This is a genomic window from Chitinophaga agrisoli (assembly GCF_008386695.1).
Lineage (GTDB): Bacteria > Bacteroidota > Bacteroidia > Chitinophagales > Chitinophagaceae > Chitinophaga > Chitinophaga agrisoli.
The window spans coordinates 854,957-866,984 of sequence record NZ_VUOC01000003.1; the positions used below are offsets into that span (position 1 = coordinate 854,957).

The window sequence follows — 12,028 nt, forward strand, 5'->3', positions numbered from 1 at the left end:
CCGTCTTTTTCAGGCCGCCATAATCCCGTCTCATTCATCTAATATCCAGCTACGTCAGAAATCGCTTTTTTTCTGCGGGTAAAAGCTTTTTCTTTTGAAAATATTTAGGGGACTTAAAATAAAAACCACAAATAAATGAAGGAACTGATGAATTTCACGTATCTGAAAACCGCAGTGTTTAAAAGATACTGCCTGGTACTTGCACTCGTAACTGCAATGGGTATACAATCTGCCTCCGCACAATACCCCAGCATACCGCAGGATATAGCACATGCCAGCAAACAGATGATGGATGCCGCAGAAAAACATTCTGACTCCGTCTGGCAGGCAGCATGGCCCATAATACAGCAGGAGGCCAGGAAAGGAAAGCCTTTTGTGCCCTGGGCGCACCGGCCTACAGATCTGCCGCAGGCAGAGATTGCCGCATTTCCGGGCGCGGAAGGCGGTGGAAAGTTCAGCTTTGGCGGCCGTGGCGGCCGGGTATTGGTAGTGACCAATCTGAATGATGATGGTCCCGGTAGTTTCCGTTGGGCCTGCGAACAGGGCGGCGCCCGTGTGGTAGTATTCAATGTGGCCGGTATTGTGCACCTGAATAGCCCGCTCATCATCCGCGCTCCCTATATCACCATAGAGGGCCAGTCTGCCCCCGGTAACGGCGTTTGTATAGCCGGGGAGTCTGTTTGGATCAATACCCACGATGTGGTGATCCGTTATATGCGTTTCCGCCGTGGCGAGACCAATGTAGGCCGCCGTGACGATGCCATTGGCGGCAACCCGGTGGGTAATATCATGATCGACCATGTTTCCGCTACCTGGGGCCTGGATGAGAATATGAGCATGTACCGCCATATGTATAATGACAGCACCGGCAAGCAGGAAGAGAAAATGCCTACCGTAAACCTCACTATCCAGAACTCCATCTTTGCAGAAGGCCTGGATACCTGGAACCACGCTTTTGGCAGCACACTGGGCGGCGAAAATGCCACTTTTGCACGCAATATGTGGGCGGATAATACCGGCCGTAACCCTTCTATTGGCTGGAATGGCACGTTCAATTTTGTAAATAACGTGGTGTTTAACTGGGTACACCGTTCTGTGGATGGGGGCGATTATACCGCTACTTTCAACATGATCAACAACTACTTTAAACCCGGCCCCGCTACCACTAAGGACGGCCTGGTTGGTCATAGGATCCTGAACCCGGAATCCGGCCGCAGCAAACTGAAATATAAAGTATTTGGCCGCGCCTATGTGCATGGCAATATCATGGAAGGATACCCCAAAATAACGGCAGACAACTGGGCTGGTGGCGTACAGGTAGAGGATATGCACGATAAGGACATGGGAGACGCCGGTCAGTATACGGATTTTATCCGCGCCAGCAAAGCATTCCCCATGGCAGAAGTGAAGATCATGTCTGCTCAGGAAGCTTTTGGATATGTACTGCAACACGTAGGCGCTACCCTGCCTGTAAGAGACCCGGTAGATACCCGCATTGTAGAGCAGGTAAAAACCGGCAAGATCAATTACATCAAAGATGTGAAATTGCCCGCAACGCAATTTGAGCATCGCCGCCTGCCTATTGATTCTTACAAACAAGGCATCATCACCGATATTAGCCAGGTGGGTGGATATCCTGAATACAAAGGCACTCCCTATAAAGATGCAGATAATGACGGCATGCCGGATGAGTGGGAAAAGAAACATGGCTTAAATGCCAATGACGCTAAAGACGCCACCCTGGATAAAGATGGCAACGGTTATACCAGCATTGAAGACTATCTGAACGAGGTAGCCAGTAAAAAATAAATAAAACCGCCGGGTAAGGAGAAGTTGTAAACGTGGGCATAACGAATGTGACAAACAGTACTATATGCGGAATATTTGGATAATATTTCCTTTTCTTCTATTAACAACATCCGTTTATGCCCAGCATCCCAGGACCGTGAAAGGACACATCCGGGACAGTTACGGCAATTCCTTACCCGGCGCTGTTGTTACCCTGGTAACCAGCACAGACAGCACGGCGGTTAGCGCCAGCGCACAGGCAGATTTTTTCTTCAACGCCGTTAAATCATCCCGGTTTAAACTGGAAGTAGGTTTTATGGGGTATGAAAAGTTTGTGCGCCAATACAAGCTGGCAGATAGCCTTAATACCATTGTGCTGGATACGATCGTATTATCAATAGCATCTACCGCGCTAAAAGAGGTAGTAGTAGCCGCTACGGTACCCGTAAAAGTAAAAGAAGATACCATTGAGTACGACGCCAAAGCCTTTAAAGTAAGGGAAGGAGACGCGGTAGACGAGATCGTAAAAAAGCTGCCCGGCGTGGATGTGGATAAAACCGGCAACATGTCGGTACAGGGAGAACCCATCACCAAAGTGCGGCTCAATGGAAAGGACTTTTTTGGCAACGATGCCGCCGCGGCCATCCAGAATCTGCCGGCAGATATCGTGAAGAACCTGCAGGTAATTGATGATTACGGCGATCAGGCAAACATTACGGGTATAAAAGGCGGAGAATCCACCAAGATCTTAAACATCAACCTGCTGCCGGACAAGGACGAGGGATACTATGGCAAACTTACCGGCGGCCTGGGAACAGATGGCCGCTATGAAGGCCGTTTCCGCACCAATATCCTCAGGGATAAGCAGCAGATCGCCTTTGACGGCGCCATCAATAATACAGAAAGCGGCGACGGTATCTCAGACAGAAAATCAGCAAAACTAAATTACCGGGATAACTGGGGCGGCAAGCTGGTATCCTATGGCAGTTATGGCTATACCAACCGGAATAATAGCATCCGGGAAACCACCAGCAGCCAAACCGTATTCCAGGACTATACCAAACTGGAGGACGAAAGCCAGAACAGTTATACCGGCAACAATCAACACCAGCTTTCCTGGAACCTGGAATACCAGGTAGACTCCAGCAATTACCTCAAGATACAACCGGATCTTTCTTATAGTACCACTACTACCCACAACGCCGGCCTAAGCAATACACAGCTGTTGGGCTCATCCTCATTAAAAGACAACCAGTCTTTTAATAACGCCACCTCATCATCCTTATCCGCAAGGATCTTTTATAACCATAAATTCAAAAAGCAGGGCCGTAATTTTAGCTTCACCTCGCAGATGGGCTACTCCAACAGTGATGCAAACAGCGATGTAAAAAACCGCTATACCATCACGGATACGGCGGATAATATCTCATACACCAACCAGTTCCAGCAAACAGGAACGGATAACAATACCTTTCAAACCTCCGCGCAGGCCTCTTATATAGAGCCATTATCTGCCTCTTCCTATGCGGAGGTATCCTATCAATTGAACCGGTCCGCTACCAGTAATATCCGTAATACAAATGATGTAGACCCCGTGAGTGGCGAGCAGAAACAGAATTTCCTGCAGAGTAATGATTACGACTACCAGTTCACCACCCACCGTATTGGACTTAACTACCGGTTCAAGCAAAAAAAGCTGAATTATATGGTGGGGATGTCAGCACAGCCTTCCGTTCTAAAAGGAGAGGATTTTAGCCGGCATAACAGCACTTCCAGGTCCTTGTTTAACTGGATCCCCACCGCACGCCTGATCTACCGCTTTTCGCGTAAAAACACCTTTTCCGCGCGGTATTATGGCCGCAGCCAGGCGCCCGGGTTTACCCAGCTGCAACCCCTTACAGATAATTCCGATCTGCAGAATACCGTTACCGGTAATCCAGACCTGAAACCGGAGTTCTCCCATAACCTGAACCTGGAATACAAACAGTCTGACTGGTCATCCGGCTACACCATGCTGGCCAAATTGCTGGTGAATGAGACCATGAATAAGATCGTAACGGTACGGACTATTATTCCCGACAGCCTCAAACAAAACACTACCTACATCAATACAAACGGTTTCTATAATGTAAAAGGCCTCTATACTTTTTCCAAACCGTTTGCAGACCGTAAATATACCCTTACCTATTTTGGCGATGCCGGTTATAGCAACAATATCGCTTTTACCAATGGAGAGCGTAATATTGGCAAAGACCTCACCATCCGCCAGGGCTTTAAATTCAGGGCAGATCTGGATGATATCATGGACGCTGAGTTGAATACGGCCTACTCATTTAACGGTACCACCTATTCTTCCGCCTCATTCCAGGCCAGGCGCGTTAACAGTGTGCTGATAGGCATCGCCGGAAGGAATTACTTTTTCAGTAACTGGACTTTAGGATATGATTTTTCTTATACCATCAATAGCGGGTATAGCACCGGTAATGTTAATCCAAAGCTGCTGAATGCCTACCTGGAACGGCGTTTACTGAAGCATAACCGGGGAACGGTACGCGTAGCGGTATTTGACCTGTTCAATCAGAACACAGGCATCTCCCGCGATGTATTTGATAACGAAATTGTAGATAAACGTAATAACAGGCTGGCCAGGTATTTTATGTTAACGCTTAACTACCGGCTGGAAAATTTTGGGCATTAATGCCCCGCTATTGTAGATTAACCTTATAAAACAAAAAGCAGCGCTTATGCGCTGCTTTTTTATGCTAATTGGTCTCTTATTCATTATCACGCGCTGCAGGTTACGCAACCTTCTTCCATGGTGCAAACTGCGCCTTCTGCATACTCTTCCACCAGTTCCTGGCCTGCCTGCGCAGCAGCTACCATTGGCTCCATTTGCTGACCGCCTTGTTTTTCTACGGTAAACTGAACGGCCTGTGTAGCAGCCTGTGTACGCAGGTAGTACATGCCTGTTTTCAAACCTTTTTTCCAGGCGTAGAAGTGCATGGAAGTAAGCTTGGCGGCAGACGGTGTGTCTACAAACAGGTTCAGCGATTGTGACTGGCAGATGAATGCGCCGCGGTCTGCTGCCATATCGATGATATTACGCTGTTTGATCTCCCATACTGTTTTGTACAGTTCTTTGATGGTAGATGGGATCTCGTCTATCTGCTGGATGGAACCATTGGCGGCAATGATCTTATTCTTCATATCATTGTCCCACAGGCCCAGCGCTACCAGGTCTTGCAGCAGGTGTTTGTTCACTACCACAAACTCACCGCTCAGTACACGGCGGGTATAGATATTGGAAGTGTACGGCTCAAAGCACTCGTTATTACCCAGGATCTGGGAAGTGGAGGCAGTAGGCATGGGCGCCAGCAACAGGGAGTTGCGGATACCATGTTGTTTCACTTCTGCTTTCAGGGAATCCCAATCCCAGCGGGCAGAAGGTGTAACGCCCCACATATCAAACTGGAAAACGCCTTTGGAAGCAGGAGAGCCGGCAAAGGTCTCATAAGCGCCATCTTTTATAGCCAGGTCTTTGGACGCTGTCATAGCGGCAAAATAAATGGTCTCAAAGATCTCGCTGTTCAGCTTTTTAGCGGCATCGCTCTCAAACGGATAACGCATCAGGATGAAGGCATCTGCCAGGCCCTGTACGCCCAATCCAATAGGACGGTGGCGCAGGTTGCTGTTACGGGCTTCTTCTATCGGGTAATAGTTATTATCAATGATCTTGTTCAGGTTCACCGCTGCCTGGTAAGTCACATCATATAAACGCTGATGATCGAACTGGCCGTCTGTTACAAAACGGGGCAGTGCCAGGGAAGCCAGGTTACATACCGCTACCTCTTTATCGTCTGTATACTCAATGATCTCTGTGCAAAGGTTAGAGCTCTTGATAGTACCCAGGTTCTGCTGGTTAGATTTGCGGTTAGCAGAATCTTTATACAGCAGGTAAGGCGTACCGGTCTCGATCTGCGCATCCAGGATAGCGAACCACAGGTCCTGTGCTTTCACGGTTTTACGTGCGCGGCCTTCCTGTTCGTATTTAGCATACAGGGCTTCAAATTCCTTACCCCAGGTTTCGTGCAGGCCTGGCGCTTCGTGCGGACAGAACAGGCTCCAATCGCCATTGTCTTCTACGCGCTGCATAAACAGGTCTGGTACCCACAGGGCATAGAACAGGTCGCGGGCGCGCATCTCTTCTTTACCGTGGTTCTTACGCAGGTCCAGGAATTCAAATACATCGGCATGCCAGGGCTCCAGGTAAATAGCAAAAGCGCCTTTACGTTTACCGCCACCCTGGTCCACATAACGGGCTGTATCGTTAAACACGCGCAGCATAGGGATAATACCATTGGAAGTACCGTTGGTACCGCTGATATAAGAGCCCGTAGCGCGGATGTTGTGAATGCTTAAACCTATACCGCCGGCGCTCTGGGAGATCTTAGCGGTTTGTTTCAGCGTGTCGTAGATGCCGTCAATGCTATCGCCTTTCATGGTCAGCAAAAAGCAGGATGACATCTGCGGTTTGGGCGTACCTGCATTGAACAGGGTAGGCGTAGCGTGTGTAAACCAACGCTCGCTCATGAGGTTATACGTTTTGATGGCAGACTCAATGTCTTCCTTATGTATACCTACCGCCACACGCATGAACATATGTTGCGGACGCTCTGCTATCTTACCGTCTACTTTCAGCAGGTAAGAACGCTCCAGCGTTTTAAAACCAAAATAATCAAAAGCAAAGTCGCGGTCATAGATGATGCTGGAGTCCAGGATCTCCGCATTCTTGCGGATGATCTCCCATACATCGTCAGACAATAACGGCGCCGGTTTGCCTATTTTAGGATCAACGTATTCATACAGCTTCTTCATCGTTTTAGAGAATGATTTCACTGTATTTTTATGCAGGTTGCTCACCGCAATACGGGAAGCCAGCTGCGCATAATCCGGGTGTTTGGTCGTAAGCGAGGCTGCTGTTTCTGCAGCCAGGTTATCCAGTTCTGATGTGGTAACGCCATCATACAAACCCTGTATCACCTTCTTGGCCACATCAATCGAATCTACATAGTCTGCGTTCAGGCCATAACAGAGTTTTTCAATACGTGCAGTGATCTTATCAAACTTGACCGCTTCTTTGTGGCCATCCCTTTTTATTACAAACATGTGTATTGAAATTTAAGAGGTTAGTAATAAATATATGTATCTGAAATTACGTGTTGAGAAGCAGGAAGGAGAGATAGGAATATCGTCCGGTTCGGGCTTCCGCTGCGTGTTTCAGCGTTAAAATTAAAAGTCTTCGTCCAGGCTGAATGTCTGTGTTTCCTTGCCGGACATTACGCCAGCTTTCTGGTAATCACCCACCCGTTTTTCAAAGAAGTTGGTCTTGCCTTGCAGCGAGATCATTTCCATGAAGTCAAACGGATTAGTGGCATTAAATATTTTGGCATAACCTAATTCGGCTACCCAACGGTCAGCTACGAACTCAATATATTGGCTCATCAGGCGGCTGTTCATACCTATCAGGTCTACGGGCAGCGCATTGATGATGAAATCTTTTTCAATTTCCACGGCGTCGCCAATGATCTGGTGTACTTCTTCCTGTGTAAGCTGATTTTGCAGCATGCTATACAGCAGGCAGGCAAACTCGCAGTGTAAACCTTCATCACGGCTGATCAGCTCATTGGAGAAAGTAAGCCCCGGCATCAGGCCTCTCTTCTTTAACCAGAAGATAGAGCAGAAGCTACCGCTGAAGAAGATGCCTTCTACTGCAGCAAATGCTACCAGGCGTTGTGCAAAATTGCCGTTCTCTATCCAGCGCAGCGCCCACTCCGCTTTTCTCTTTACGGCGGGTACCGTATCGATCGCATGGAACAAACGGTCTTTCTCTGCCGGATCTTTTACATAGGTATCTATTAGTAAAGCGTAAGTTTCTGAATGGATATTTTCCATCATGATCTGGAAACCGTAAAAACAACGGGCTTCCGGTATCTGTACTTCGCTCATGAAGTTTACTGCGAGGTTCTCATTCACTATGCCGTCACTGGCCGCAAAAAATGCCAGCACATGTGTAATAAAATGACGTTCGCCGTCGTTGAGGTTGCCCCAGTCCTTGAGGTCGCCACTTAGGTCAATCTCTTCTGCTGTCCAGAAGCTGGCCTCATGCCGTTTATACACTTCCCACACTTTTGGATAGTTAATGGGCAGCAATACAAAGCGGTCTTTGTTCTCTTTCAACAAGATCTCATTTTCATGGTTCATGCGCCAATAATTTTTTTGGTTATTGCTGTACTCTTTCGGTAAGGGGTGGGGTGACGAGAGATACCTTTTCCCGGAGTGAGGAAGGTGTCACTTGCGTCAATACCCTTATACCGCGAAGGCTTTGACAAATGTTGCGCTGGCAGGTCTCTGGCTTTCCCTGACATTCAACCGTTTTTTGCGCACGGGATCAGGAATCACAGTAGCGCGTCTGCTCGTGATTCTAACACGATTCCCTATTAATCCCGGATGTTACCCCGGGAACCAATGCAACTAAGTCAAGAACTGACGCAAATGTAAGTACGAAACACACCGGGTGCCCTTTAAAGTTTTTAACACGTGTGGAAAAAGAAACAAAATTGATGGGAACAATTTCGGAAACTGCCGGTGGTATTGAAGAAGGATTGTGTACAAGTACTCTAGGCATTAAATGTGCTTTTAATGTAAAATTTATTTCGCCATATTTACGTATGATCACACTGCATCAGATACAAAAAAAGTATTATGACTCGCTGATTATCAGCGTGCCAAAGCTGGAATTGCCCCATGGTATTTACTGGATGCAGGGCGGTAACGGCGCAGGTAAAACCACCTGTTTAAAGATCATAGCAGGGCTTATTCCTTTTGAGGGAGATGTATTAGTTAAATCCACAATCAGTAGCAAACGTCAACCTGTACAATACCGCCAAATGGTGAGTTATGCAGAGGCGGAACCGCTGTATCCCGCATTCCTCACCGGCCGCGACCTGCTGCAGCTGCATACAGGCGCCAGGGGAGAGGGCTACGAAAGTATCACAGAATTGTCAGCCTTATTAGGTATCCCCGCTTTTATTCACAACCCTGTTAGCAGTTATTCCAGTGGCATGTTAAAGAAATTATCCCTGCTGCTGGCGTTTACCGGCCGCCCCGCGCTGATCCTGCTGGACGAGCCGCTGATCACGCTGGATACTGCCACCATCCCCATTCTATATGACTGGATCCGCCGCTTTCACACACAGCACGGCGTTAGCTTTGTCATTACCTCCCACCAGCTCATCACCGCCGGAGAATTACAGTTAACGGCTACACTGGTAATAGATAATAAGGAGTTAAAAAAAGTATAGGTATAAGGGTAATTTGTTATTCAATTGTTAAGCAATTTGAGTAGCAATCAATTAACATTTTTATGGCAGTTATCAACATATTAGGCAAAATATTTACGGGTCGTTTTTACGCACAAAACACCGGCTTTTTCTTTTTGCTGTTTTACCTGCTTTTTGGCATTGTGCCAGGCGGGCAGTTGATCTCCTACCATTATAGCCTCATGATGGGCATTGTTAGCACCACCAATTTCTTATTGCTCGCCATTGGATTATGGTTATTATATAATTTGAAATGTATGTGGTTTGTGCTGGGCACACTTGGTAACAAGGAATACAGTTTCCTGTATCAGACCATCGGCAGCATGCCCGCCCGCCGCATGCAAACTAACTGGTTACTGGTGCATATTGGCGTATATGCGCCGGTGTTGATCTATAGTAGTATCGCCGCTGTGGTAGCAGTAAGGAAAGCATACTATGCACCTGCTGTTATATTGTTATGTTTTAATGTGATCATGTGTGTATGGGCGGTGTGGATTTACAACCGGCAATTGAAACGCCCCGGCGCTATTACATTATACCATCGTTTACAGCAATGGTTAAACCGTAGTTTCTACAAACCGCTGCCGTTATACTATGTATATGAATTAGCGACCAATCGTACCCGCGCGTTGTTGGTTACAAAAGTATTATCCTGCCTGGTGCTGGTCGCTACTTTCACGTTAATGGAAGGAGATCCCTATGATATAAGGGCAGTGCTTACAGGGCTGCTTATCTCCTTGCTACTGCATTGTATCGTGGTATTTGAACATCGCCATTTTGAAGATCAGTTCCTGGGTTTTACCCGCAGTCTGCCACTATCATTGTGGAAAAGATATAGCGCACTATGTATCACATATGGTTGTTTATTACTACCTGAATTTGGGCTGCTCATTATCCATACATTACCACACAGCCCATGGCACTGGCTGTTGATGATAGCGCTGGCAATATCATTACTGCCGCTGTTCCGCTGCCTGCTCTACTTTCCCCGGCTGGACCAGGATAAGTACCTGCGCTGGGTATTAGGCATCTTCTGTGTGCTATTGTTTATGACATTGGGTTATCTGTATATAGGCGCCATCATCGCCACACAAGCGGCGGCTTTCATTTTGTTCATAACAAGGTATTACCGCTATGAGCCGCATTACGAACAGGTGCAGTAAATTTTATATCCGGGGTTCTTTCTTCTGGAATTTCCTTTTGATCACATCCTGCACCGGTACGCCTTCTATCTTACTTTCCAGCCAGCTGATAATATCCAGGTACAGGAAAGACCGGCGCTCGTAAGGGTTCCGGGAGATCTGCACCAGCCGCTCCTTCAGATCAGCAAAAGCGTTACGCAGCGCTTTAGGATGGGCATAGATATTTTTACGCAGGAACTTCAATATCTCCTCCATCATCTGCCCAAGGTCTTTATTCTTGGCAATGAAGTGATATACGGATTTGATCAGGTATTCTACCAGGCCATAGTTCTCCAGCTCATAATGCGCTATCAGGTGGAGGATCCGGGCAAAACACTGTATATCCGCCCGCAGGTTGCCAATGCGCAGGTGAATGATCTTATTCAGGTAGACAATAGCTTTGTTATTATCCCCGCTGCCAAAATACAGGCAGGCGATCTTGTAATAGAACACCAGTACACGGTGCTGATCTACTTTTAGCTGATGTTCCGCAATACGTTCCTCCAGCTCCGGCACCAGGCTAAGGCCTTCGCTAAAAGTACCTTCCAGGAAATGCCGGTTTATTTTGGCGGTATACAGGTATACAAAGGCATTGGTGCGGGTATTTTCATTAAACTGCTCCTGCTGATCGTCTATAAAACATTCCAGCTCCTGCAGCACTGCCGTGAACTTTTCATCGTTCATGGTATAAAAATGCGCGGTAAGCAGGTTATGCATGGCTTTTATGTACATATCCACATCCGTTTTCAGCAGGGAGGGATATTCTTTGAACAGGTTTACCCATTTTTGGGTATACCGGTAATACATAACAAAATCCTGTAGTATGTAGTAATACCAGCAATAGGCCTGGTACAGGTAGATCTTTTCGTAAAAGCTCATATGGGTTTGGCCAATATGAGGCGCATTCTCTTCAAAAAAGCGCTTTACCATCTCCGCATCCTTCTCATTGCGGGCATGGCCCAGCTTCAGGTACAGGCCATACAGGCGCAGGCTCAGGGTGCTAAGGCGGCTGATACTGGTCAGCTGCTGCTCTATCACCCGGGATTCATCGCTCAGTTCCTCTGCCCGGTTTTCCAGGCTGCGGGTAATATGGCGGGACTCTATCAGCTTCTCAAATTCCACTATCTCGTAGGTCAGCATTACCTCTTCCTGCTCCATGGCCATGCTTTTGGCCCGGGAAAGCAGCTTCAGGCTCTGGGTATACAGCCCCTTATTGTACAGTACCCGGGCGTGGTCCAGCTGCTCCCGCAGGTCTATCAGCGGGTCTTTTTGCTTGTATAATAGCCGCAGGCTGGTTAGCAGGTGCTTATATAGATGGGCCTTTACATTGCTTAGCTGCTGTTTTTTGATGGCGGGGATCTTCTTCAGGATCTGCTCCTCGTCATAGTCCTTCATTTTGTCCAGCGTGTTGAATAGCTGGATGAACAGTACATCCTCTTTGGTATTATTCTTATTAAAAGCAAGCTGGAAATTCCGTTTTTCTGCTTTTGTAAGTGTTTTTATTAATATGAATAGCGCGTCATGCTGACTGTTGGGCATCGTTATTAAAGTCTCGTAAACAATTGTTTTTCAATCATTTAATGGTTTTCGTATAACCTTGTGGATCGTAATTAAAACAAATTTAACGATATGGCAATTAACTATTCACCATTAGATTTGGAAGTATAATCATTACAAGGA

7 protein-coding genes and 1 riboswitch are annotated in these 12,028 nt (G+C 47.1%); of the genes, 4 read left to right on the forward strand and 3 right to left on the reverse strand.

The window, feature by feature from the left end; translation table 11 throughout:
- Positions 1 to 135: 135 nt before the first annotated feature.
- The gene (locus F0L74_RS18865; RefSeq protein WP_306462926.1) at positions 136 to 1,809 is read left to right on the forward strand and encodes a pectate lyase family protein; all 1,674 of its coding nucleotides are present in this window, start codon (positions 136 to 138) and stop codon (positions 1,807 to 1,809) included.
- A 136-nt stretch (positions 1,810 to 1,945) separates the two neighbouring features.
- Entirely contained in the window at positions 1,946 to 4,486 is a 2,541-nt protein-coding gene (locus tag F0L74_RS18870; protein WP_188316063.1) for a TonB-dependent receptor, read from the forward strand.
- A gap of 86 nt (positions 4,487 to 4,572) precedes the next feature.
- Here F0L74_RS18870 and F0L74_RS18875 read toward each other — a convergent pair whose 3' ends face one another.
- A complete protein-coding gene (locus F0L74_RS18875) occupies positions 4,573 to 6,954 on the reverse strand; it encodes a ribonucleoside-diphosphate reductase subunit alpha (RefSeq protein WP_149839430.1) in 2,382 nt (793 codons plus the stop codon).
- A gap of 123 nt (positions 6,955 to 7,077) precedes the next feature.
- Positions 7,078 to 8,049 carry a ribonucleoside-diphosphate reductase small subunit gene (locus F0L74_RS18880; RefSeq protein ID WP_149839431.1) on the reverse strand — a complete coding sequence of 324 codons (972 nt, stop codon included), beginning with the start codon at positions 8,047 to 8,049 and terminating at the stop codon, positions 7,078 to 7,080.
- A gap of 121 nt (positions 8,050 to 8,170) precedes the next feature.
- Positions 8,171 to 8,330, reverse strand: a riboswitch (cobalamin riboswitch).
- Between the two features lie 186 nt (positions 8,331 to 8,516).
- Here F0L74_RS18880 and F0L74_RS18885 point away from each other — a divergent pair.
- Positions 8,517 to 9,149: an ABC transporter ATP-binding protein gene (locus F0L74_RS18885; protein WP_149839432.1), complete on the forward strand. Its 633-nt coding sequence runs from the start codon at positions 8,517 to 8,519 to the stop codon at positions 9,147 to 9,149.
- A gap of 62 nt (positions 9,150 to 9,211) precedes the next feature.
- Complete coding sequence (locus F0L74_RS18890) at positions 9,212 to 10,330, forward strand: hypothetical protein (protein WP_149839433.1); 1,119 nt, start codon at positions 9,212 to 9,214, stop codon at positions 10,328 to 10,330.
- A gap of 3 nt (positions 10,331 to 10,333) precedes the next feature.
- Here F0L74_RS18890 and F0L74_RS18895 read toward each other — a convergent pair whose 3' ends face one another.
- Entirely contained in the window at positions 10,334 to 11,887 is a 1,554-nt protein-coding gene (locus tag F0L74_RS18895) for a hypothetical protein (RefSeq protein ID WP_149839434.1), read from the reverse strand.
- Positions 11,888 to 12,028 lie beyond the last annotated feature (141 nt).